Raw genomic sequence first — 25,494 nt, 5'->3', positions numbered from 1 at the left:
TTTTGTTTTTAAGCTATAAAAATATGTCTCCTCTTTCTAACATATCAACATCAATCCCCTTTTCATAGGAGTAAATTTTCTTCCAGTGGCTCATATACCTAATTCCATATTGTTCAGAAACTTCCAAATCAAAATAAGTTGAAAGTTCCTTTACCTGATTTGAAAAAGCAGAGAACATAAATTTAGCTAGTAAACCATATATCTGCTTAAGTTGGGTTTGATTAGAAAAATAGTCATTGTTTCTTTCTTGATTTTCTGTAACTATATCTACATATTTTGACCAAACATCCTTTCCATCAATATATAGTACTCCGTTTTCATTCTCAATATTAGGTACACAAAAATATGATGCTACTTTTTGGTCTTCAGATGAGAAATGGTCTATCGGGATGATAAGCGGGACAAAAATACTTTCATTTTCTTGTTCTATTAACTTGAAATTAGTGTTGATGTCCCTAAACCTAAACCGCTTAAAATGCTGAAAGTAATCTGAGAAATTCTGCACTGCCTCGGCTTGATTTAGGCTTATGATTTCGGTTTTAACTATCTCATAAAAATTGGTGTCAAAATCTTTGCTTTCAAGAATGTTTTTGTAAACCTCTCTTTGATACATAGAACCCACATCTAAGCGTTTATCACCTTTGTAGATAAATGATGTAGTATCATAATCAAATAAGAAAACTTTACAATTACTTTTACTTGCATTACGGTTGACTCGCCCGGCCAATTGTTCATCACTGTCAATCAATGATCGGTCTTTAAAACCTAAATCCATATCAATGTCTACCCCAGCTTCCACTACTTGTGTGGTAACTAGAATAACCTTATCATCTTGATTCGCTTTGATGGCATTAATTATTTGCCTTCTCCTTGGGTCTAAAATTTCACCGGAAATCAGATACAGCTTATAGTCGTTAAAGCGCCTATCTGTTTGCAGCATTTTTAAAACTTTAGAAGCAGTTTTTTTTGTGATAAATTCTACTAAAGATCTAACGGATTTGACTTTTTGTTTATTGGTTGATGCATACTTTTCGCTCTCTATAAATATCTTTTCCACCAAGTCTTGTAAAAACTTTTCCTTTTGAGCCTCACCATTGGGTCTTTTCCAATTATATTTATCTAATATACTGTAATCAAAAGATACCCGGCCCGCAAAATTGCTGTTTTGAAAAAACTTGGTCTTACTTTCAGGACTGATGAGGTATTTTACCTTTCCTTTCATTGGTGAATTTTTTTCCAACAGGTTGTCTATCTTAGGTAATGTCGCTGACATCAGTATGATTTTCATATTGAACAATTTTGCATAGTTGCTCAGAAAGTATATGACCTTATCCCAATGTTTAGGATTGTAAGATTGTAGTTCATCAATGATTACAATTGAATTAGCTAAGCGATGAAAAATGTAGTTAGTCTCCTTACTGTTACCTTTTAGTATATCAAAAAACTTGATATGAGTCAGTAATGTGATAGGGTAGTTGACAAAATGGTTGTTAATAAAATTCAATCTTTTTTCTCCATAATTTCCATCATTAACCTCCTCATTTTTTTGATGAAAACCTGACTTTGAGTGCAATTGAATAATATACTCATTATCAATAGCAAGGCTTCCTTTTATTGCCTCAAAAGTCTGTGTTACTAAGGTTGTAAATGGAAAGACATAAAAAATCTTGTTCAATCTTTCATTACTTTCCAGTAACTCTATGGCACATGCCAACGAAACATTTGTTTTTCCAGCTCCTGTAGGTGCTTCTAAATAAAATAAATGATCATCTGAATAGAGCCGTAAACTGGTCAGAACTTGGGCTGCTAATTTTTGCCGGAGTAGATTTAAATTATTATTGCTCTGCTCCTGTAAATCTTCAAAAGAAATATTTTTGAGTAGCTCTGTTTTCTCAAAAAGATTTTTGTTGTAGGATTTGATATGTTTAAAGTTTTGGATGACTTTTTCTCTTAACTTTCCTTTTACCAAGCCAAAATCATCTACCTTTAAGTCTTGCATATATTCTCCCGTAGCGTAATAATCAGAAGCTGTAAGGAGAGAAAAGTTTAGTTTTAGTAAGGCATAAAAATTAAAATGGTTTACCTTTAAATTATCAAACTGTTTAAAAGAGGTCTCTATATCAGTTACTATCTCATGTAGTACCTCTACATTTTGAGGCATATCTTTTTCAAAAAGCTTTAAGTATTTATAGAAGAGGTTCTCTTGGCTATCAAAATCTATATCTAGAACGGAATCAAGGTATTTAGCATGGTGTTTTACAATTGGATAGGCAAAACTTGAGATGATCGCATCTGTGAAAGTCTGTTCTATATCGTTATATTCTAGAAAGTCATTGTCCAAGACATGCATAAGATAGATGTAAGCACTTATGATAGAGTGCTGTGAATCAACTTTATGTTCTACGATTTCAAAGTCACCTCTGGAATTTTTCATCTTTTTTTCCTGGAAAAGATGATTTATTTTGCCGAAGTCATGATACAATATTGTTAGAAAGAATGCCTCTTTGATATAGTTACCCACCTTTTCCTTATTAGTAATATTTTCAGGTATACCGTCAAGTATCAATGCATCAATTATGGGTTCTAAATGGTGCTCTTCTATGAGCTTCAGAAAATATCTAACTACAAGCTTTAAGTGCTGATCAAGTGTTTCATAAGGCTTGCTTATATGCGTATGTGCATAATATTTATCTCTGTCTTTTAATGTACGCAACAAAGGCTCTCCTTCATTAAGAGATGCCATTTCTACAAAAGTTTTAAAATAATTGAATGGCTTCATTAGGATTAATTTGAAAGAGATCATCTAAGACAAAAGATTGGTCTAAAGTTGTATTTGTGAGTGCAAAATCTGCTAATTCATATTGCATTAGATCAGTACGGTATCCAATTGGCAGCCTTTCAAAAAAAGTAAATTCTTTTTGTGTTTGGCTTCTTGCTGCTCTTCCCATTGATTGTACAATTGCCTTATTTAAGATCTCAGATTTTTTTATCAACGAGGATACTTTGAAATTTTGGGAAAAATCAAATTGGTTGACCGGATACTCATCATTAAAATAATTCCACCAGATAGTAAAATCATTCTTCCCCAAGTAAGGCAAAAATTCAGCTTCAGATTTCTTTAAGTTTTGATAAAGTTTCTCATGAAGAACTTGTTCTAAGTTTAGTAGTAAATAACATCGGTAACTTGGTTTTATCAGCGTTTGCTCATCAATAATTAAGGTACCTCCATCTTTATTGGCATAGCCAACGCTATTATTGTACCTAATTACAGTCTTCATAAAATTCCCATTTTCAGCATTTAAAGGCTGTATACCAACCTTTAAATCTTTCAACTTTTCATAGTATTCAGGAATATAGGCCCTCTTTTTTCTCCGGCCAGTTTCTAAGACTATTTTAAAGCCACTTAAACCTATGATCGCACCCAAAATGCCTAGTAAGGCTGGCTTGTGCAGCATATTATAAGTGATGTATATTGGTTCATTAGTGTCAGGCTTTTTTAAGAATCCAAAGTCTGATTCAATATCAAATGAGACAAGCTTTTGCATATTTTTATCCCTCTACTTCATTTATATTTTTTTACCTGATATAATATCAAAGCTCTTTGCAGTTTCAGGTTTATTTTTAATCACAACACTATTTTTCAAAGAGTATATCTCAACGGCATGAATATCATCCTGATTATCCTCCACAAGAGACTTTACTTTAGAAAAATCAAAAACAGCTTTATTATCTTCTTTAACCATTTTAATCAGATTGGAAAAAGAAGGTAGCACTTTTTTAGACTCAGGTTTTAATTGTATCCACAGTAAAACCTCATTGTCTATTCCCGCTTTCGCAGCTGAATCAAAATATGTAGCACCTAAACGAAATGCTGTTTTAAGTTTTGAAATATCATCCCCAATAAGATCTTGGCTACCTTCTCCTGCTAATTTTACTATTTCTTCAAGGTTTTTAGGATTGACTGAGAAATGGTGCAAATAATGCCCCTCTTGTAATTTAGATTGGCGCCCTAAGGTTGTCATTTCTGCCCCTTCTTTATCTGCAAAAGGTGACATTATCTGTTCTGAAAAAATATTGTTTTCACTCCAAATATTGATTCCATGATTAACCTGTACAGGCCCATGAATGGATATAGCTACATTATTTCCGTCTTTGGCTTTCATGGCAAAGGTTGCACCGAAGCAACGAATGTCTATGCACCTTAGTAAATCCTGTGCAAATTCTGTTTTTGACTTTTTAGTTGATTCAGGAAACTGAAAGTCATACGTTTCTTCTAAACTTCTCGGATTGAAGTCTTCCTTCTGGCTTTTGAAGTAGAAAACCTTTTCGGTAGGGTATAAATCTTTGATGTAATTCTTTACCAGATATTTAAAAGCTTTGTCAGTTGCATAAACTTTCCCATCAGGTAAAGTACGAGGCTGATGGCTGAAATCTGCATTGTAATTTGCATTAATTGCGCGTACTACTGCGCATCCAAAAACTCTGTTTTTAAAGTTCATAAGTATGAAGTATTAAATTGAATTGTGTTATTTCTCTTGTTCCTTGGAAAAGACTGATTTTGCAAAATAACCAGCTAAAATAAATGGGAGTAGCTTTTTCATGTTAGTTTCGTTCGGCTCATAACCCATCACCTCACTCATGATTTTATCAAACCCATACTTATTTGGATAAAGAGTAAATTCATGCTTGTACATCTCAAAGGTTCTCGCTATTGCTAATTTAAATTGTGACACATCCACCTTTTGTAGAAAAGGTTCTAGTAGTGCATGAGTACGATTTGAGGCCTGGCTCTGAATGAGCAACTTCCATATAATTTGTCCTGCAGCAAAAGCAAAAGTCTCATCATCACCATCTTTAATATGTGAGTTATTTTCAGCTTCTGTTAATTCTTTGAGTTGAAGGAGTAGTTCATTTGTTCGGTTTGCCATATTCTTTCTTATTAATGGTGTTGGGTTTATAAAAAAATCATACAGACTGAACCATATATTAAGTTTTTCTTTGATTGCATATTCCTTAGTATGGTTTCCATCCTTTACATCATCGTGGCGTAAATCATCTATTATTCCTTGCTGCATCATATCATCAAACATTACTGCCGTGATGGCTTGCCTTCTGGACTTATAGACAAAGTCATAAATGGATTTTCGGTATTTTAGAAGCTGGTTATAACAAGTATCTGTAATATATTTTGGATCATATTTTATCTCACCGAAGTATTTCAACCACGAATCTGTTTTTAACTGATTATTGAAAATTTTATTGAAAATATGTTCTTCCATGTCAAAAACACTTTCAATTTTTTTGACTCCCTGTTGTCCAAATACCGGCTGTAATATTGCCTTCTCTTCTTCATATCTAAAAACTGGAATAAAATCTATATCACCTATCCGGCTGCCTTTTGTACCAAGAAAATAGATCAGATAATAATTCTGTAGATCCTTTTGACCTGAATGACTCAGAATTTTTTTTACCATTTCTGCATGTCCAATCTTCTTTTCTTCACTGTTAAAAATACTGATCATTTTTTCGTTCAGCTCTTGCTTATCTATAAAGATGGGAACTGGATTAGGGATTTGCTTATTCTGTTGGAGTTGGAAAAAACGCCAGAGCTGCATAGCAACCTCACCACTTACTCGGTAATTGAATTCTAGAGGTGCAGAATGATGTTTCAGGAACATCTTCTTGTCATTAAAACCACTCAAACTGTCGCTAATTCCAAATAGACCCTCTGTCGTATTTTCATTAAATTTTTCTTTATTAAAAACTTTGGAGGTTAAGTATTCTTTATGACTGTTCGTGACAGTAATATCCGTTAAAATCCATTTTGCACTTCTGTCTAATATTAAACTACGTGGTGATATTGAGATTAACTGGTTTGCTTTTGCTGAAGCTAAAATTCTTTTTAATTCAAAAGGAAGGCTATAAATATTGTCCCCTTTATGGAAATACCTAAATACACACTTTTTAAAGCTTTCAAAAAATAAGTGCTCATATGCTTCATTGACATATTTCTTAGCAGTATCAAAATATTGAATTGTACTATCTTCTATGTCTTTTTGTCTCAGTTCTAATCTTTTTTTTATTTTATTTTTTTCAGAAGAGGATTTACCTTCATCTTTTTCTTCAGATTCTAACTTATTTATTTTTGACCTTTCTTTTTTTACCTCTTCATTCAAATCGTTCCTAAGATCCCTAACTTCCTTTAAAGTATTTTTATTATTAAAAGCAAAGACAAAAGGTGAGCAGGAGGCGTTAAAAATTTTTTTTCCTGGGTTAAATATTTTTGCATTAGATACTGGCTTAGTGTTTACATGCAGGAATAACCAACGTTTTGTAAAGTAATTTAAGGGATCATTGTTTTTGTAAACCTGATAATCATAGTCTACAACATTTCCCGATAGATCAATATCAATTGATATGTATATACCTTCTCTTAGCTTCAGATTTCTTAAAAAGTCTTCTTTAGCTAAGTTATCTACAAAGTTTTTTATTTCATAAATCATAATAAAATCCCATCTTATTTAATAGATAAAGCAAACCCAAACCCCAAGCTATTCTTCTCCCCAAAACCAGCGTAATAGGCCATTTTGTGTACTTCTGGTGGAGCGCTAAGCTCAAAGTCATACTGGTAGCCAATCACCTGTGTATGGCCTGGTGTATGCTGTTTGATATGTACTCCTTTCATTCTGGGCTGATTTAGCAAACAAAATCGCCAACCTTCTTCCATGTATTGTCCCTGTTCAACTTCTGCACTCTGTGGCACAGCCAAGCTTTTTTGAAACAGGTGTTTCAGAAAAAGAGCTTTATATGCTGGATAATCAGGTCCTTTATACTGTGGCTTCTCCTTGCCTTCTTCCTTTACACTAATTACCACCGGGGAGAGGCAACGGTAACGCATGCTTTCCTGAAATTCAGGCCGGGGCTGCGCTTCTATCCGTACCACCTCAAAATCTACTTGGCTAACCTGATCTCCCAAAGAAAACTTCTGCCCCATAAACAAACCCATAATAAATTTCTCTGCTGCCTGGTTAACCAGAAAGCTGATCTGCAATTGTACTTCATCACCGTATAAACCTATTCGCTCATCCTTCTTAAAGATTTTGAACGGACGAGAGTTCAGTGGAGAGAAAGTAAAGAGCTTGAATTTTTTATACCCTAAAGCATAGCCTTCATCATGGAGAAATTGGCTAAATTCTGCATCAGCAGATTGTATCACTTTGTAAATCCAGCTGTGCAGGGGATACTGATAATTGATAGGAAGCACTTTGTTACGGCTGGTAATATTGAGTATCAGGTTAAATCGCATAGCTCTAATTTGATTAATGGTACAAGTGTAGTATGAGGTTGATGCAAATAGCGCACAAGCAAAAATTATTTATAAAGTTTTTTTATGCCATAATGTATTAAGGTGTTCTTTTAGACTTTCTGGCTTCATGATTTGTACCTCACAGCACATGCTCAAGAGGAAACGATCCAGTTGTAAAAACTTCGCGTTCACCGGCCCCTTATACAACTCTCCTTTTCCATTGGGTGTCAGGTAAGCCTGCGTGTCGGGATAAGCTTCTTTTAACTGCTGGGCGGCATTTAATGCTAATTCCAGTTCTACTTCTACTAACTCTACATCTCCAATCTTGAAAGGATCGGTATGCTGGGCACAGTGCATTTTCTTGAATCTGAATGGCGTCTGCAAACATCTCACATCGGTCATGCGGTCCAGATGAAAATGTCTAATGGCTTTTTTCTCCACATCAAAAGCTTCCAGGCTCGTATCCTGCTGAATAAAGCGCAAAGGTTCCACCTTGCGATTAGCTCGGTTGTTGCTATTGACAGAAACGTATTCCACTAAAATGACCTGTTTTTCTTCAGAAATGGCTTCCTTGATCAGGCGAAAGCAGCGAGCAAGCTTAGCTTGATTTGTACGCTCTGCCAGCTCAGGTAAGGGAGAACTGATATAGATTTTAGTAAGCAGGTCCTGCTGTAAAGGGCCAGGATAGCTTCTTACCAGATCACTTAATAGACTAGCTTCATCTTCGTTAAAAGTTATGTGGGGTTGGGATCGCAGCGCTTCACGATCCAGATACAATTGCAAATCCTGATTTTGGTGTATCACAAAACCCACATCTTCCAACACTCTTTTATAGCGTGAGATGGTAGATTTATCAACTTCAAAATGCTCGGCATATTCCTTAGCGGTGCGTTTATAAGGGCTGGCTAAGAGTGAAATTAATTTTAATATGCGTAATAGGCTGCGAGGTTCACTCATTCTTCATTCATTCATTCTGCTTAATAATAGCCAATTATATCATTAAATATCAATAATTATTGTTAAATAATTGATTTTGCAAGAGTATAAACCCCTAGCACCCCTCATTTAAATTTAATTTTAGTATAAGGGTAAGTGTATTTGCATTCTACATAGTTTAACTAGAGTGAAAATCCCTTCTCTCCCTTTCATCTACGACTTAATAATTATGGCTACGCTGTTTCCAACTTTTAGCCTCACAGAAGTGTCAAAAGGATAGCAAGAAGAAGTAAACTTTGTGACTAAATTTTTTAAACCCATGAAAATGAATTCTAATGTTTTCCACAAGTTTGTTGGAATGTTAAGCTATTTGGCGGCACCGCTTATATTATCTGGTTGCCTGGAGGATGATTCAGTAGAACCTACTCCTATTGCTTATGTCTCTATTTACGGTGCTTCTCCGGATGCCCCGGATCTTGATGTAGTTTTAGACAACAAGCTCCTATTTAATCAACCTCTGGAGTATACAGATTATACCGGCTACCTACAGTTCTATACCGGAAACAGGAGGCTGGAATTTAGTGAATATAATGCCAGCACGGTGTTTATGGACACTACTTTTAATTTTCAGGCAGATAAAGCATATTCAGTCTTCGTAACCGATGAAGTAGATGAACTTACCACCTTGATTGTGGAGGATAGCACTTCCACTCCAGCTGAAGGAAAGGCCTGGATACGTTTCGTTCATTTATCTCCTGACGCTCCTGTCGTTGACTTTTTGATAGAAGGAGAGAATAGCACTGAATCCTTTACCAATCAATCCTTTGAAGAGGCGAGTACGTTCACTGAGGTTGACGCTGATACTTACAGCATGTTGCTAACCGCTACGGGTAACGATGAAGAACTGGTAGCTGTACCTGAAACTGATTTGGAATCCGAGAGGGTTTATACAGTTGTGGTAAGGGGCTATGCTGATCCTCCAGCAGGCAACTCCAATGCTTTAAGTATTCAGGTCGTACGCAATCAATAAATGGGAGGTATGCAGCAAAGGAGCTGCATACTTTTTTTGACTAAAAAAATGAGTTGGACATAGATTTTATTGCTTTGGCTGGTTAAAAGTCTAGGACTATGGAGCGTTTTTTCCAGATAAGATTTAAGCTGAAAGAGAGTTCTAACAATACCCTCCCATCTTGTAACTGAGAAGAGAAAGAAAAAACTACTTATCATCCAGTATTTGCATCAGCTGGTCATTCAGATACAGTTTTTCTTTTCCAACCCTGACGGATTTCAGGAAGCCTTCCTTTTCTAGTGACATCAGGTAATTACCCACTGTTTTAGGGGTTCCCAAGCCTGCATTGATTAAGAATTGTCTTTTGGTATAGGGCAATCTAAAAATGATCTCTATCAAATCCTTAGAATAGACTTTCGGTAGTGTTTCTTTGATCTTTTCTGTCATTTGCTCCATCAATCTGATCACTTCCTCTAACCTGAGCAGGCCTTTCTTTGCTGTAATTTCAACCATATCAAGCATGTAGAGGATAAACCCTTCCCAATCATTATCCTTAGTCACTGCTCTCAATTTTTGATAATAGGCATGTTTATGCTGGATGATATATTCACTTAGGTAAATAGCCGGGATGTCCAGTAGTTTTTCCATTTTTAAATACAGTAGCAAAAGAATTCTTCCGGTCCTTCCATTACCATCTGCAAAGGGGTGAATGGCTTCAAACTGATAGTGCATCAATGCCATTTTGATCAATGGATCAAGAGAATCATTCTGGTTAATAAATTTTTCTAAGTTGGCTAATTTTTTACGGATAATCTCCTCTCCCGAAGGAGGCGTATAAATAACTTCGCCATGACTATTTGAAAGCGTGGTACCCGGAGTTACTCTGATACCAGCGGTATTTTTCTTGATGCATTGTACAATCTCAATACATAGGTTAGTTGTTATAAATGGCTTTTCCCTTAGGCGATCAAATCCTAACCAAAGCGCTTCCTTATAACTTAGTACTTCTTTGGTAGCTGCACTTTCAAATTTTTTGTCTGCCACCAATGACTTATACAAATCATCATTAGTGGTGATAATATTCTCGATTTCAGAACTTGCTTTTGCTTCCTGTAAGTGTATGGTATCCAGAAAAAGGCTGGGATTGGGTAAGTTGCTCAATGCCCCATTGAGCTGAGCCAAAGCTCTGCTCGCAGAGATTGTTTTAAGCAATACTTGTTTGGTTTCCAATTCCTATTGAGGAGGAAGTAAAGGCAGGTTGTTATATGGGAGACTTCTATCAAATTTAGCCTTCATTAGAGGTAACTTTTACACTCGTTATATAAATGAAGGTAAAAATATAAAAAAATTACCCTTGTTTTATCATCAAAGGTAAATAATACTTCAGTTTAGCTCAGAGAAGTTGTTGAGCTAACAGCTACATTAAATTGTATTTTTACAATAAATTCATATTTATATCTACGAATCATATTGGACGAAATTCACCTACACTTCTTGCAAGTCAATGACATTTATCATTATAATCACTTTATAATCAAGTTATTAAATTAATTACACTCATACAGATTGTCACTATTTATAGCAATATACCCTCATGTATAAAATTGTATTTTAATACTATAAACCAAAATGACACAAAGTCTATTAAATTTTATGAATTCGCCGCTGGGTATAGTAGCACTTCTACTGTGGGGAATACTGCTGGTTTTGGCGATTCGGCAGTATAGAAAGTGGACAAAAGCGAGCAGGAAAGAAAAAATTATCTATCAAAACCACCCGGCAATTCCAGTGAAAGAATATAAACTTTCTGAGTTTGAGGTGAGTGATGAGCAAGTTGGTAAGAACAAACCTAAACCAGCAAGTCAGCTTAAGCACTCACAGCTCAACCTGGAAAAGCAGAGGGAGCGATTGGCTTCGCTCAGGAATGCCTGGGATGTGTGATTAATCAATAGTGTTGTTATCAAATCATTTTATACACCAAACTATTTTACACCATGCAAAATTTATGTACTTTTCTTAAAGCTCATGCTATGCGCTACTCAGCGCAGATCTTCCGTAGTAAGCCTTTAATGCTACTTATGGCTTTTGTTTTCCTGACCATCCAGCAGTCTTTCGGACAAGCTATGGTAGAAAATGCCATGAACAGCATCAAAAGCTGGATTGTGATTATTCTGAATGTCGCATTTCTGATTGGGATTGCTATCGGGATATTCAAAGCCGCCATGAAATTCTTCACCGGTGCTCCTGACAAGGTAGAGTTCATGATCGGGATCGTCATAGCCATTGCCCTTTTCGGAGGTTTTCAGTTCATCGTAGATGACCTGGCAGCGTTCTTAGGAGGAGATATTTTACTGGATGATACGCAAGGGTAATGAAAACATTCAAATCCATTGAAAAGAAAGCCCAGATTCTGGGACTGCCTATGCAGGACTTGTTTACCCTGCTCTTTGGTCTCTCCATTGCGATGGTGCTGGGCATTGTGATCAACTTTTTTTTGCCGGTATCCAAGTACTATTTCTTTGCCGTGCTTATTGCGACCTTCGGAGCTTTCTTTCTATTGAAACGTATCAACCTGCGAAAGCACCCCAGTTTTCTTTTTTCTCTCATCTCTTATCGCTTATGGCAACCCAAGCATTTAGAAGTATGGGGAAGAACAGAATACGGCAGTCTGGATACCGGAAGTAAACAACTACAATGATTCTATTCTAACTAAAACATGTTCATCAAACCCATTAAGAAAAAATCCGCCTATCTAAGGGATAGGCTTCCCATCTTTGCTTTGGAAGAAGACAAAGTCATCTTCAAAGACGGAAGAGTAGGTATTGGTTTTCGTGTTTCCGGGGCTCCTTTGGAACCCTGGACAGAAAGTCAATATGCCCAAGCCAATGATGTGCTCGGCCAGCAGCTCAAGATGTTGCCGGTGGGCACTGTCGTACAAAAGACGGATGTCTACTTTGACAAAGAATACAAAGCAGAAAATATACAGAAATCCGCTTATTACGAAGCCAAAATACAGGAGCATTTCTTTGCTCGTCTGACGCTATTGCATGAAAGTTACCTGTTTCTTTCTTTTCCTAGTAGAGCGAGGACCAAATTAAATAACACTTCATCACACAGGGTGCGTCCACACCGGGTGACGCCTCACCGGGTGACGCCTCACCGGATCAACCCCGTGAGCAGCATGTTCGCTTATGGAGGATCAATCCTGAAGAATCCATTTGATGGCATAGAAAACTTGCTCAAAGAAGCCGAGAGTTTGGCTGCCTCATTTATCAAAGGTCTGTATAGCTTAAAAGATGTGTCGTTTACCAGATTAAAAGAAGATGAATTAAAAACCCTGTACCTGCGCTACATCAATCTCTCTTTTGACGAGCCCAGTACCTCACTCAACCGGGTGATCTACAATGATCTTTCAGCATTAGCAGTTGGTGAAAAGAAGGCCAATGTGATTACCATGTGCGGGCAAGGCAGTGAAGTCTTTAGCAGTGTCAAGAACCACTATGGGGTAAGTAGTCCCTATACTTATCAACTTTCTCAGTACATGCAGTTCCCTCATGTGGTGACGCAGTGTTTGCTGGTGGAAGACACGGAAAGAGAACTCAAGAACCTGGACTTTGAGCGAAAGCTCAATGACTCTTTGGAATGGCTCACTACCCAGGATCATGAGCTGAAAGCAAAGGAACTAGAAGAATTTACTGCTTATGTCCGATCTGGTAACACTGGCCTGGTTAGCCTGCATCAGTCAATGATGGTCTTTGAAAGTGATGAGCATTTGAGGAAATCCTATATAGAAAGAGTGGTTTCAGCTATACGACAGCTCTATGGCGCGGAAGCTATTGTAGAGAGCTTTGATACGGCTAACCTATTTTTTGCTTCTTTACCCGGTAATGGTTTTCAGCACTACCGATGGCTCATAACTTCCGCTGATCTTGCAGCCTGTTATCTGAGCTTTATGACGAATTGGAATGGTGATAAAACTGGCGATTACCTCTGTGATCGCTTTGGCAATCTCTTGCAGGTGAATCTATTCAACACCCGGCAAGCCAATCAGAACTGTGTGGTCATTGGTCCATCCGGCTCAGGAAAGTCCTACACCATGGGAAACTTCATTGCCCAAAGACTAGAGCGCGGTACACGACAAATCATCATTGACAAAGGAGGAACTTACAGGAATGTGATCTATGCGCTGAATGGGAAGTTGTTTGAGCAGACTTACTTTGAATACAGCGCTGATAAGCCGCTGGCTTTTAATCCTTTTCTTTTGGAAAAAGACAAGCAAGGAAAGTATCTCTTCACTGCTGAGAAGAGTAACTTCCTGATTGCTGTGCTAAGCACCATCTGGAAAGGAGGTAAATCAGAAGGTTCAACAAGTCAGGACCTCACTCCTGCTGAAAGAGCCATCTTTAAGATGATTCTTCCCCGCTACTACCAACATCTGGATGAGAACCCGGCATCCTATCCGGGGATTAATTCTTTCTATCATTTCCTGCGGCAGTACCATAGATTGCACCATACGGAAGAAGAATACCGCTCAGAGATCAGGTACTTTGACATGGAGCAGTTCTTAACTGTGCTAAGACCTTTTGTATCAGGTGAGTACCGGCAGGTTCTTAATGCCGTACAAGAGATCAGCATTAGTGAACACAAACTGGTTTGTTTTGACATGGATAAGATCAATACTGATCCGGTATTGTATCCACTGGTAACGCTCTTGATTACAGAACTTGCCCTGGACCAGATTAGAAAGTATCCCGATGAAATCAAATATCTCTATCTGGATGAAGCCTGGGCAATGCTCTCCGGAAGTTTACAGGAGTTTATCAATGAACTCTTTAGAACGATCAGAAAGAACAATGGTGCTGTCTGCATCATCACGCAAGGTTTGGGAGAGATCAAAAAGTCCAGTGTTGGAGAAGCAGTCTTGGTCAACGCTGATACCAAGATCATTCTAAAGCATCAGGACAAAAGGCTGGTGAGTGAACTAGCGGCTCATCTTGGCTTTACCGATCATGAGGTAGACCTGATCCACTCCATGCGAGTTGAGAAGACATTTAGAGAACTCTTCATCAAGCAGGGAGAAGAGTCCAGCGTATTCAGACTGGAGACCTCTCCTCACCTGGATGCGGTACTTTCTTCCAAACCCGAAGAGCGAAACTATCTCAAGAAGCTCATAGAGCGCTATCAGGGGAATCTGCCTTTTGCTGTCAATCAGTTTGTTCAAAATTCCAGTCGGATCGAGCGATTACAAATTCCAAATTGAAAATTATGAACTGGCGACATCATTCATCTTACTTTTCATTCTCATATAAATTTTACTAGAGCATTAAGATCTTTTAACCATCAGTTTTAACAATTTGAAATTTTCAATCTGCAATGAACAATTTAAGCGCGAGCGCTGAGTTTTTAGCGGCTGTCAATACTTTGCTGGAAAGGACTTTAGGAATAGGACTGGCAATGATCCCTGTCTTTCTGTTGATCGTCATGTTTAACCAGATCTTTGCGGCACTGGTCTTTTCTCAGCGTTTCCGCCTGGACTTTCAGCCTATGGTGAGAGCCGTGGTGCTGTGGATTGGACTTACTTTCTACACCGACTTTCTGGATGTGATCAGTGCAACGATTCAAGCCATCTCAGATTTCATCGGACCAGACAGGACTTTTATGCAGAAACTGGCTGAGATGTGGAACCTGCTCTTGCCGGGAAGTCAGAATGGAGAGCTGCCCAGCAATATGGAAGAGCTGTATGCATCGTTCACCCGACTCATGCAGTTTGACCTGGTCAACTGGCTCCTGGCTTTACTGGAAGGTTCTTTCGTGCATATCGTAAGAAAGGGGATTGAGTTGATCCGTCTGGTACTGCTGGCTTTTCTCTACATCGTCGGACCGCTGGCGATTGGATTGTCTGTGATCCCTGGTTTGAACAGTCTTGCCATGAAGTGGCTGCAAAGCTATCTGACAGTGCAGTTCTGGAGCATTACACTCATTATTTTAGATACATTAGTCTCTGAATTCAACAGTCTCTATTTCAATGGCTACTTATTCCCAGATGAGCTAAGCACCACCAACTTTGTGCTGGTCAGTCTGGTGATCGTCATCCTCTATTTTATGGTACCCCATCTGACGAGTTACATCATCGGGCATTCGCATGCGGCTGTTTTTCAGAGCAGAGTGTTTAGCACTGCTATGTTAGGCGCAGGAATAGCCTACCAAAAGGGAAGAGCTGCTATGCAGGCTAACAAAGTAGTCGTCGGCACTGGAGCAGCCGGTAGTACATCAGTCAATGCTGGTGCTCAGGCAGCCAGATACGCTCATCGCAGAAACCAATGAATTACTAAAACCTAATATTCAAATTTCAAACCCCTAACCACCATGTCAAGTGTAAAAGACTTTAACAAAACCTTCAAGACTATGCAGATGCTGGCGGCAGTCAGTATCCTGGGCTTTATGATTTCTACTGTGATCTACATCATACAGTACCGAAAAGTAGAAGAGTATTATCAGCAGCAGACTTATGTGATTACCTCCTGGGGTACTTTTCCTGCCAGCTATTATGACGGAAGAAAAGTATCCCGCATTGAGATACAGAATCATGTAGAGACTTTTGTCAAGCATATGTTCGCCCATAGTGCAGAGACTTACTATGAGCATATCAACTATGCCTTAAACCTGATTGATGAAGAATCTGGTAAAAGAATCTACCATGACTTTGAAGAAGGAGAAGTGCAGAAAAACTATGTCCGCTATGGCTCCCATACAGAAGTCAAACTAGATTCAGTCGTACTTGACATGAATACTTTGCCCATAGAAGGAAAGTTCTATGCCTTGCAGGAAGTGCATATCGGAGATAATGTCCGCACGCTACCTATTGCAGCAAGCTTTAAGGTAGTGCAAGCCTACCAGCATGAGAAAAATCCTTATGGACTCTTGCTCACCGATTTTGACTTTATCGCTTATCCCCGTAAAGAAGCAAAGAAACCATGATCAGATACAGTTTAATTTTCATTTTGTTGTTGGTAACTACTTTCAGCTATAGTCAGGACACAATTTATGTATCTAATCAGTCAAAGTCTTATCTGCTCTTTGATGAAGCAGTGAGTCTGGCAGACATTGGTAACCCTATGCTTTTTCAAGCGAGTATTGAAGGTAAAGCCATTATGGTGATTGCCAAAAAAGATAGTGTCCCTCCTACGCCATTTTATGCTGTAGTAGGAGATCAACCTTTTCAAGGGGTGCTTATCTTTCATTCGCACCCACAAGTCTTCTATGATTTTAGAAAAGATGTAACAGAGCATGAAAAATCAATAGGTAATGAAATTGAAAAGAGATTCAAAGTACTCAATGAGCAGGCAGATCTTTTCTATGTTGGCAACAAAGCAGATGGTATTAGTTTCAAGCTGGTAGGTATCCTGCATGATCATCAGGCTACTTATCTCAAGTTCAGGGTAAAGAACCATACTTCGGTGATCTATCATACTGAGTTTATAGGTTTTGAAAGACTCAAAAAGTACAAGAAAGGCTTATTTGCCAAAATGCAAGTAGCCCACTTTCCCATAGCGGCTGAAGGCTGGCAGATCAAAGAAATCCTGCCCTATTCTTCAGCTAATCTCTATTATGTACTACCCCTTCAGGCATTGGAAAGAAAAGAATCTATCATCGCCACTTTAAGAGAAAAAGCGGCACGCCGAAGTGTACCACTTAAGCTTCCGTATCAGCTGATCAAACGGGCGAATCTTTATTGAGTTTGGATCCCCGGTGGAGCCGTTTAATAAGTTCAGGGGTTTGGGAGTTTTGGGTTATTTAAAATCAAAATCTAAATGCTCCAACTCACCCCCCCTAAACTCAAAACTCCCTAACCCCCAAACCCCAAAAACACCATGAATTTTAAAGACAATATTGATGAAGAACATATCAATGCTGAAAAGCTCCGCTTTCAAGCTCCCAAGCCTTCCAATAGCTGGAAGGATAAGGCCCTGCAATTCCTCTCAAGATCCTGGCTACTACTTATTGTGGGGGCAGCAGCAATTGCAATCACTGTACTTCACTTTCAAGGTAAAGACATTCTTCAGGCAATACGGCTTACCCCGCTGCCTAGCTTTGGCTGGGAAGAAAGCATACAGCCCAAAGTCTTACCGGACAAAACCGAAGTCTATAAAGAAGCTCTCAAAAAAGAGGAAAAAGACAGAAGACAGGAATTCTCCCATCAAGGTAAAAATATAGCAAAGCCCCAGGTAACTAGGCCTGACTGGAAGCAGATCAACCAAGGATCATCGCTTAAAACTGATACTGTTCAAGCAATTGATACAGTACAAAAAGAAAGTCTCAAGCCAAAGTCTTTAGCAGCTGATACACTCAAGAAAGTCAACTCTCCACTCCGAAAAGTAAAAGGGAAGAGGAAAAGAAGAGTATCAACTACAGAAACCCCCAAGGAAAAAAAATCCGAAGTGCCGACTACTGAACATAAGAGTAAATTATAAAATCTGAGCATAATAGAGTTTATTACGGTTAGTTTTTTATGTAGCCCAGCGCTGACATCTGAGGTTGTGCAATCCACAGGCGATATACATCATCCTATCCCTTTTCTGCCATCCGTGTATTCTGACCTGATTCCTAATAATTTTTAGTCTTTTTACTCCAGCAATAGCATGCTCCACCTTAACCCTAATACTTGCAATGAGTGTATTCAGCTCTTTTTGGAAGTTGGAAAGTTCTTTTCCTTTGGGCTTCTTCTCAGGCATGTAAACTTCTACGCCTTCTGCCTTAAGGCCCAGGAAACCCAAGTCCACCCATAGACTATGCCATCGCTCGGCGATCCGATGGTCAGGAAACTTAAGTTCTGCCTGATCATACATGGATTTATCATGTACGCTACCTTCAAAAGTTTCTCCTAAGTAAATAAGCTCTCCTTCAAGGTTGGCAATCAACAGATTTTTCAAAGTATGGCACCCTTTTTTTCCGCTATAGTGATCTTTCTGAACTTGGTAATCTGGTGAACGGCCTATCCTGCGTTCCACTACATCCATAAACATAACCAATTCAACGTAGGCATAGAGGAAATTATAGAACTTATTCACTTCACGATGGGGCATTTTACCCATTTTCTTTAAAGCTTCTTCAAGTAAAAAAGATAGCTGATTTACCCATAAACTAACTTTTCCCTGACTCATAGAGAACATCACTCCATGGTATGCTTGGTTGGGATTTTCTTTCATGTAGCTAAGAATAAAAAGTAACTTATTGACCGGACCGGTCAAACTACTGTCACTTCGTTCCTGATAGCGTACCATCTTGCGACGTTGCCCTTTCATATCGTGATGACGATAATGTTCTTCAACTATTGGCGCAAAATGGTATAATAAATCCATGAATTCCTTTTGGCTTAAGCCAGTTATTGCGTTAAATTGTATAGGGCTGTTCAGTAAGCTGTTTGTTTTTGTCATAATTAATTGACAGCGAATAGCCCTTTTTCATTCCCCTGTAAAATCAACCGTAATATTCTCTAATGAAAACATCTCATCTTGATGTATTGGTGAAAAAATTCGCCTAAAACGAGACTTTTCATTATATTAATTATATAGACGAAAGATTCTATATATTTTTTTAATACTTAAAACCGGAACATGAATACTTCAAAAGCATTTTCATCTTCCCGGCTTGTAATTAAGCTTCTTGGTGAGTTTACAGTTTTTATAGATGGGCAAAAACTTTCTAATACAGCAATTAAAGGTAGAAAAGCACGTAAGCTTCTCAAAATACTAGCCCATCAAAGGAAGTACCAAATAGTAAGGGAACATGCAATAGATATATTATGGCCTGAATTGAAAGTAAAAGCTGCTAGTACACAGCTGTATAAAGCGATATACCACATAAGACAGGCTTTCAGGAAGCATAATAAAGGAGCGGAGGATTGGATTAAGATTTCCGAGAATTTCCTACGAATTGCTCCCCCTGGAGGATTAGTTACAGATTTAAATCTTTTTCAAAAATTTGCACGAACAGGTTTAAAGGATAAGAAAAAAACTGAATTGGAAAGTGCTGCTTCTATTTATGGTGGAGAATTTTTACCTATGGAGCGCTATGCAGGATGGGCTTCATTTCCCCGTGAACATTTCCGCCAACTTTATCTTGACGTACTTACCTATCTAGCAGAAGTGTATGAAGAACAAGAAGAATTTTCTGAAGCTGCCGAAATGCTGCGGTATGCTCTGGATAAGGAACCTACACTTGAAGCAGCTCATCAGGGATTAATGCGGATATTTGCAAAAAAAGGACAAAGCACACGTGCATTTCATCAATATAATATTTGCAAAGAGATTCTCCAGGAAGAACTTGGGCTGGCTCTCTCTCCTCAAACGAATAAAACTTTGGATGACGTTCAGGAAGGAAAGTTCTGTTAAGAAATATACTCAATAAAATACCTTATGTGGCTCTGCAACCTCCATTTAAGTTTTTGCGAGCAGGAAATATCTACCGGTCATACAGACAACTTGATGAAAATTATGGAATGTATGAGTCAACACAAACTATGACTTAAGATAACCCATCTGAAACTTTGTATCTGATGAGGTTACATGGAAAAAATAACTGTAGTATTCTACGGAATTATATGGGCTGAAGTGCTCATGAAAAGCAAATTAAACCTTCTAATAACCAAAAGCTACAATACTGTTTGATTATATAAAATGATCTCAAACTTGCAGGTGAGTACAGCAACGAATTATTCACATAACTATCGGAAGAAAAACGGAAGTTATGCGGAAGAAGTATTTTTAAAATAGATATATGTTAATGATTAAGTCATATTCAAAATTTTAAAACCTTAAAACAAATTTTTATTCGCTTAAGATTAAGCGAGAACTCCGAAGTAAAAGAATGAGTAAAAAATGATATGAAGATTTTTTAGATGCTTTTGCCTTTCATTCTTTCTGAAGAGTCTCACAAGCTATTCCTCAATAGTTATATAACTGGAACTGGTCAAGCTTTAAGCATATTCAAAGCTAATTTCAATTCACCTTACTATTTTAAAATCTGTAGCTCTAATAAGGAGTCCCCAGTAGAATTTAGATTTGCTCCATATCCATTTTAGCATTTAACACCAATTTCAAATGAAATTATTTTTCGTCCTTGTCAAATTTTCCCTATTGAGCTTTTTTACATTTCATGCTCTTCAGCCTGTAAGGGGGCAGGATCAAATGTCTGTGCAACAATCTTTTCAGACGCTGGAGTTTACCTTATCTTCACAAACTACTACCCCTTCATATGAAGAACGGGAGGAAATCATAGAACAACTTGCTGAAGAACTAGAGTACTGGAATGAATATGAACGCGAGAAAGATACTCCGACCCGTTTATTTTACCAAGCGGGTACTGTGATGCAGTATGCTAACGAATTCCTTCCCTTGTCAAAATTATCCAGCGCTACGGGTATTCATAAGATCGTAGGCGATATGTATTTTGAAGAAAAAGCAAAAGAGTATGCACGGGAAAGGGACTTTAAAGTAAGGGAAACATTTGAACGTACTGCTACAGCTATTGTAGAGGACTATTGTTCTGGGGATGTGGATTGCTCAGAGGCAGTTTTCAACAGTGTATTGAATGATTCAGAGGTTCAAAAGGAATTGCAAGAAGCTGATGCATTGGGAGCCTTTGATGAAGCACAAACCAGAGCCTACGTGAAAAATGCTCAGGAAAAATCTTTAGACAATTATGATGGTACTGTTCAAAAAATTGAAAATATTGAGGCTACGGTCGTTGCAGCAGTATCAGATGTAAAAAACACCTTAATTGATAACTTCGAGCAGGTTAATAAGAATCAGTTCCGCATGATCAGAAACACCGCCAGAATCATGCATGTACAACAGGAACATACCATTGCTTTAGAAAACCTGAAGGGATTTGTCATTGATATAGATGAGAAAATAGATAATATTACAGCTTTACAACAGCAAAACCTGTTCGTTTCTAATACTATCCTGGAAGGAGTAGTGGAAATAGATACCAGATTAACCGCTTTATCAGAATCCTTTTTTGAAATGCGGCAAGAACAGAGAATTGAGAAAATTCAGGAAGTTTTCAACAATTCACCTATTAGTATGAAGATCAAGGAACTGGAAAATAAAAGTAGCGCCATCAGCCAGCAATTAAGTCAAGAAGAAAGGGTAGAACTATTGAACAATCTGAAAACCGTCAAAAAAAAGCAGGACCTAGTTAAAGTGTGCAATACCATTGGCAAATTGGGAAGAATAGGCCAGGAGGCTATTAGTGTATTTTGCCAGAGGCAGGGCGGAGACTGTCCTGAAGGAGTTTCAACGGGATTAGAAGTAGGAGTAACTTTATCCAATATTGTAGGTAACATCACCACAGGCAATTGGGCCAAGGCCAGTCTGGCAGCTTTAGGTATTTTCAAAAAACCAGAGCCTAGCCCGGAATTAAAAATACTTAATCAGATTAGTAAACAACTGGAAGGCCTGGAAGCCAACATGAACCAGGGCTTCCGGAATGTTCACGAACATTTGTTTGTCATAGAAGATAATCTGGTAAATCGTCTCAATATTATTGATGGAAAGATAAATCAGCTTACCCAGGAAATGATTAAAACCCGCTTAGAAATTTTGCAAAGTCTTAGCCGGGTAGATACCAAACTAAATTACATTGTCAATCAAAACGAATGTATCCAGGACCTTATCCTGGAGGTAACATTGGAGCAGAATCAGGACCTTTGTGAGGTTCCGGCAGAAGCATTTATAAACAGGCTTGCAGAGGATCAGATTAGCAATTTCCAGGACCTGAATAATTTCTTCAGGGGAGGCTCTTGTAACAGTTGCATAGATGCTTTATTCAATGTTAACAATCATACTAATTCACCTTTTTTCCGCTATACTCAGTGTGATGCTGAAGGTGAGAATAATAAATCATCACCCGATAGGGTATACGATTATTTTTACAATCAACTTATGGATAAGGCTCTAAATGATAAAGGTACCATGAATTCATTACTGTTTGTTCCGAAAAATGTAAGGGTATTGGATTCATTAAAAAGTTCTTTAGCCTCTCTACCTGATTCTGCTGCTTTTGACATAAAGAATGAAGACAGGTACTATCGTAATTATCAAGCCGTTTTAGATTATGCTCATTATTTGTTGACCCTTTTTCCTTTCATGGAGCTTTATGACCAGGGGCGTTTGTTGAAGCCTGAAGAGATCAGGCAAAACCCCGGATTATCTAAGGAGCGAACTAAGTTGATGATCACTAAACTGGAAGGAGCAGTAGACCTTATCAATCATACCATTTTTCAGCAATCCCTAATGGCGGGAAACGGGGTTTTCCAGGCCATAGATAACAAACTGGAACATGGCATTTCTGGATTTGATGAGCGTGGAAACTTTACACTACAGGATGCTTTTTCATTTAACCCATACCTGCGAAAAAATTATGCTGCTTATTTCCTTGACAAAGTAGTAGGGTTTGAAAAAATAAAAGATTTGGTTGAGCATGATCGGTTGGGAAGGTCCCCTTTAAGGATTGTTAGGGAGGGATACAACATATATCTATTTGAAGAAAATAAACAACCTGTATTTGTGGTAAGTCTCACCGATCAGGCGAATCCCGAGCAAAATATTCCTCTCTTCAATGGCTATCTTCCAGTGATGGATGACAAGATTGATGAGGAAATTTATCAAAGAAATCTGGAGTTTGCATATCCTTCTTCCATTACTAAGCTTTTAGCTATGAAAGACCAGCTACTCAACAAACTGGGTGAAATGCGCATGATCGCTTCCAGCACCCTAGACAAGCAAGGTACAGAGCTTTCCAGAGAAGAATTAGCTCAGCTTATTGTGCTATTCAGAGAATAAATAAGCTTTCTCGGAAACTAATCACGAATAGAAAAATACACCATTATGAACCTGATACTTTTAATATCTATTTTTCTGGCAATATTATTTCTAACACCAGACACTCATCCAATATCAGAAGCTAACATCATAAACTTGCCGACATATGAAAGTCAGGATGTTCAAAAAAAGGAGACGACCTTAATCATAGATAAAGAGTTAGCTGACTATATTAATGCTCAGGCAAAACTAGATGATGCGAACCAGGTCACGCTCATTGCTGATACTATTCTCATCAAGGATAAAATAACATTGAAGGAAGTAGATGTCACCTTGGTAGCAAATTATTTTACTACCAAAGGCAGGCAAGTAGAAGTACTTCCTGCTGAAACTAATACAAGTCGAAGTGGAGTTGACGGAAAGCACGGAAAAGAGGTGCAGGTCATTGCCCGAGATATCGGTCAGGTTCGCTTTCACCTACCAGGCCTGGAGGGCACTAAAGGAAGGGATGGAAAGAATGGAAAAAATGGGAAGAAAGGAGAAATTAATAAAATCGGAGACGTTAGTAATGGAACTCCTGGTAACAATGGAGAGGATGGTGGACATGGAGGTAATGGAGGTCAACTTTCAGTTTATACTCAGGATGAAGACCATAAAGTACGTTTGACAGCGCCAGGTGGCAAAGGTGGAGATGGAGGTGATGGGGGTTTAGAGGGTACTACCTTTTTTGCAATGATTTCTGAGCCAACCCAACCACCTAATGACCCTATCCAACCGGATCCAGGTAGGGGCACCCAAATTCAGAGTTCTAAAATATCCATAAAGGCAAAAAAAGAAAAAGATGGCAAAAATGGTGATCGTGGAAGAAGAGGAATCAAAGGGAAAAAAGAAACAAGATTAATTTCTGATAACCAGTTCAAGAAATCCATTCGCGACCACAGCTATCCTGAAAGGAAAAATCTAAAACAGACTGGCTGGCAAATTCATTTTTCAAAATAACAGTGTGAGACACTTCACTGAACTGTGTCAAAAGAGATAACTTAATACTCTTGACACATGACTAATTTTGATTTTAATGAATTTGAAAAAGAGGCTATTAAAAGCCTCAAAGATGGCCAAGGTTTACTTGGTAAAGAAGGCGTACTCACACCATTGCTGAAACGCTTTTTAGAAAAAGCGCTGGAAGCAGAACTTGATCATCACTTAGATGAGGAAGAGCGTAGTGGTGGCAATCGCCGCAATGGAAGTTCTAAGAAGCAGATTAAAACGACCAGTGGACCGGTTGATTTGAAGACTCCCCGCGATCGGAATAGTAATTTTGAGCCTGAAATTATCGGTAAGCGAGAGGTATACCTCGGAGAAGACTTAGAAGAGAAGATTATTAAACTCTACGCCAGAGGGATGAGCTACGAAGACATTCGCGCACATCTGGCTGAGATATACGATTTGGAAGTGTCAGCGCGGCTGCCGCTGCTGGAAAGCTGAGCCAGATTACGGATAAGATTATCCCTGAACTTGAAGGGTGGCGTTCCAGGCCTCTGGAAGCTCTATATCCGATTGTTTACTTGGATGCCATTCATTTTAAGGTGAGAGAAAATGGCAGGGTAGTCAATAAAGCTATGTACAATATTCTGGCTATTCGTACAGATGGGCATAAAGAACTGCTGGGGCTGTATCTTGGTGAAAACGAAGGTGCTAAGTTCTGGCTCAGCGTTTTAAGTGATCTCCAGACCAGAGGTGTAGAAGATGTACTGATCTGCTGCCGCAGCGGCTGTTGTATTGATAATTTATCGGGTTTTTCTGAGGCGATAGAGAGTATCTTTCCCAAAGCCAGAGTACAGTTATGTATTGTACATCAAATTCGTAGTAGCCTCCGCTATGTGACTCATGAAGATAGCAAGCAGGTCCTCAAAGATCTGAAAGCTATATATTAGGTGACATCTCTTGAGGTAGCGGAGAACAATCTGTTGGAACTAGAAAGTAGATGGAAAGCCAAGTACCCGATCTTGGTCCGCTCTTGGCTCAATAACTGGGAAAGGCTAATTACTTACTTTGATTTTCCCAAAGTAATCCGGAAAGCCATTTATACCAATAATCCAATAGAGAGTTATCACCGCCAAGTTAGAAAACATACCAAGAATAAAGGAGTATTTCCCTCTGATCAAGCAGTTCTTAAACTGGTATACCTCCTCTCTCGGAATATTATGGCTAAGTGGAGTATGCCTGTACACAATTGGGCCCTAGTGATCCAGCAACTAGCCATTATTTATGAAGATCGGCTGGGTAGGCATCTAAAAATCTGAAGGGATGATGTGAATTTGGGGAAAACCCTAGCGGGTTTACCACGAAATTCACATCTTAGCAATAACAACAAACGTTAAAAAAACTAGAAAAGCACAGTTCATTGTAGGCCTCCA

At 38.4% G+C, this 25,494-nt stretch carries 20 protein-coding genes and 1 pseudogene; 13 read left to right on the top strand and 8 right to left on the bottom strand.

Features of this window, described 5'->3' with window-relative positions; translation table 11 throughout:
• Positions 1–13: 13 nt before the first annotated feature.
• The 6 genes from cas3 to OKW21_RS07445 form a co-directional block, all read right to left on the bottom strand.
• Positions 14–2,743: a CRISPR-associated helicase Cas3' gene (cas3, locus tag OKW21_RS07470; protein ID WP_277478795.1), complete on the bottom strand. Its 2,730-nt coding sequence runs from the start codon at positions 2,741–2,743 to the stop codon at positions 14–16.
• A 13-nt stretch (positions 2,744–2,756) separates the two neighbouring features.
• The gene (gene cas5b / locus OKW21_RS07465; protein WP_277478794.1) at positions 2,757–3,545 is read right to left on the bottom strand and encodes a type I-B CRISPR-associated protein Cas5b; all 789 of its coding nucleotides are present in this window, start codon (positions 3,543–3,545) and stop codon (positions 2,757–2,759) included.
• A gap of 21 nt (positions 3,546–3,566) precedes the next feature.
• A complete protein-coding gene (locus OKW21_RS07460; protein ID WP_277478793.1) occupies positions 3,567–4,499 on the bottom strand; it encodes a type I CRISPR-associated protein Cas7 in 933 nt (310 codons plus the stop codon).
• 27 nt (positions 4,500–4,526) lie between these two features.
• Positions 4,527–6,503 (bottom strand): hypothetical protein, encoded by a 1,977-nt coding sequence (locus tag OKW21_RS07455; RefSeq protein ID WP_277478792.1) that lies wholly within the window; start codon positions 6,501–6,503, stop codon positions 4,527–4,529.
• Between the two features lie 14 nt (positions 6,504–6,517).
• Entirely contained in the window at positions 6,518–7,306 is a 789-nt protein-coding gene (gene cas6, locus OKW21_RS07450) for a CRISPR-associated endoribonuclease Cas6 (RefSeq protein ID WP_277478791.1), read from the bottom strand.
• A 69-nt stretch (positions 7,307–7,375) separates the two neighbouring features.
• Positions 7,376–8,263: a helix-turn-helix transcriptional regulator gene (locus tag OKW21_RS07445; RefSeq protein ID WP_277478790.1), complete on the bottom strand. Its 888-nt coding sequence runs from the start codon at positions 8,261–8,263 to the stop codon at positions 7,376–7,378.
• Between the two features lie 304 nt (positions 8,264–8,567).
• Here OKW21_RS07445 and OKW21_RS07440 point away from each other — a divergent pair, with 304 nt between their 5' ends.
• Complete coding sequence (locus OKW21_RS07440; protein ID WP_277478789.1) at positions 8,568–9,272, top strand: DUF4397 domain-containing protein; 705 nt, start codon at positions 8,568–8,570, stop codon at positions 9,270–9,272.
• A gap of 186 nt (positions 9,273–9,458) precedes the next feature.
• Here the strand turns inward: OKW21_RS07440 and OKW21_RS07435 are convergent, their stop codons facing one another.
• Positions 9,459–10,463 (bottom strand): Fic family protein, encoded by a 1,005-nt coding sequence (locus tag OKW21_RS07435; protein ID WP_277478788.1) that lies wholly within the window; start codon positions 10,461–10,463, stop codon positions 9,459–9,461.
• 441 nt (positions 10,464–10,904) lie between these two features.
• Between OKW21_RS07435 and OKW21_RS07430 the strand changes: the two genes are divergently transcribed.
• From OKW21_RS07430 to OKW21_RS07395, 8 genes are all read left to right on the top strand, one after another.
• Positions 10,905–11,192, top strand: coding sequence for a hypothetical protein (locus OKW21_RS07430; protein ID WP_277478787.1), 288 nt, complete (start codon positions 10,905–10,907; stop codon positions 11,190–11,192).
• Between the two features lie 53 nt (positions 11,193–11,245).
• Positions 11,246–11,623 carry a hypothetical protein gene (locus OKW21_RS07425; RefSeq protein ID WP_277478786.1) on the top strand — a complete coding sequence of 126 codons (378 nt, stop codon included), beginning with the start codon at positions 11,246–11,248 and terminating at the stop codon, positions 11,621–11,623.
• The gene (locus tag OKW21_RS07420) at positions 11,623–11,949 is read left to right on the top strand and encodes a hypothetical protein (RefSeq protein ID WP_277478785.1); all 327 of its coding nucleotides are present in this window, start codon (positions 11,623–11,625) and stop codon (positions 11,947–11,949) included. Before OKW21_RS07425 ends, OKW21_RS07420 begins: the two co-directional genes overlap by 1 nt.
• Positions 11,950–11,967: 18 nt before the next feature.
• Entirely contained in the window at positions 11,968–14,511 is a 2,544-nt protein-coding gene (locus tag OKW21_RS07415) for a VirB4 family type IV secretion system protein (RefSeq protein WP_277478784.1), read from the top strand.
• Positions 14,512–14,624: 113 nt separating this feature from the next.
• Entirely contained in the window at positions 14,625–15,575 is a 951-nt protein-coding gene (locus OKW21_RS07410) for a TraJ family protein (RefSeq protein WP_277478783.1), read from the top strand.
• Positions 15,576–15,617: 42 nt separating this feature from the next.
• The gene (locus OKW21_RS07405) at positions 15,618–16,229 is read left to right on the top strand and encodes a hypothetical protein (RefSeq protein ID WP_277478782.1); all 612 of its coding nucleotides are present in this window, start codon (positions 15,618–15,620) and stop codon (positions 16,227–16,229) included.
• Positions 16,226–16,987, top strand: a complete 762-nt coding sequence (locus tag OKW21_RS07400; protein ID WP_277478780.1) for a hypothetical protein — start codon at positions 16,226–16,228, stop codon at positions 16,985–16,987. The genes OKW21_RS07405 and OKW21_RS07400 overlap by 4 nt, the downstream gene beginning before the upstream one ends.
• A gap of 135 nt (positions 16,988–17,122) precedes the next feature.
• Positions 17,123–17,722, top strand: coding sequence for a hypothetical protein (locus OKW21_RS07395; RefSeq protein ID WP_277478777.1), 600 nt, complete (start codon positions 17,123–17,125; stop codon positions 17,720–17,722).
• 36 nt (positions 17,723–17,758) lie between these two features.
• Here OKW21_RS07395 and OKW21_RS07390 read toward each other — a convergent pair whose 3' ends face one another.
• A complete protein-coding gene (locus tag OKW21_RS07390; protein ID WP_277478775.1) occupies positions 17,759–18,610 on the bottom strand; it encodes an HARBI1 family protein in 852 nt (283 codons plus the stop codon).
• A gap of 255 nt (positions 18,611–18,865) precedes the next feature.
• Here OKW21_RS07390 and OKW21_RS07385 point away from each other — a divergent pair, with 255 nt between their 5' ends.
• From OKW21_RS07385 to OKW21_RS07370, 4 genes and pseudogenes are all read left to right on the top strand, one after another.
• Positions 18,866–19,642 carry an AfsR/SARP family transcriptional regulator gene (locus OKW21_RS07385; RefSeq protein ID WP_277478773.1) on the top strand — a complete coding sequence of 259 codons (777 nt, stop codon included), beginning with the start codon at positions 18,866–18,868 and terminating at the stop codon, positions 19,640–19,642.
• A gap of 708 nt (positions 19,643–20,350) precedes the next feature.
• Positions 20,351–23,098, top strand: a complete 2,748-nt coding sequence (locus tag OKW21_RS07380; protein ID WP_277478771.1) for a hypothetical protein — start codon at positions 20,351–20,353, stop codon at positions 23,096–23,098.
• 135 nt (positions 23,099–23,233) lie between these two features.
• Positions 23,234–24,076 carry a hypothetical protein gene (locus tag OKW21_RS07375; RefSeq protein ID WP_277478769.1) on the top strand — a complete coding sequence of 281 codons (843 nt, stop codon included), beginning with the start codon at positions 23,234–23,236 and terminating at the stop codon, positions 24,074–24,076.
• 57 nt (positions 24,077–24,133) lie between these two features.
• Positions 24,134–25,380: pseudogene (locus OKW21_RS07370) on the top strand (IS256 family transposase).
• Positions 25,381–25,494 lie beyond the last annotated feature (114 nt).

It is taken from the genome of Catalinimonas alkaloidigena (assembly GCF_029504655.1).
Taxonomy (GTDB): domain Bacteria; phylum Bacteroidota; class Bacteroidia; order Cytophagales; family Cyclobacteriaceae; genus Catalinimonas; species Catalinimonas alkaloidigena.
The sequence above is the reverse complement of the archived record's forward strand: the minus strand, read 5'-3'. Positions and strand labels throughout refer to the sequence as shown.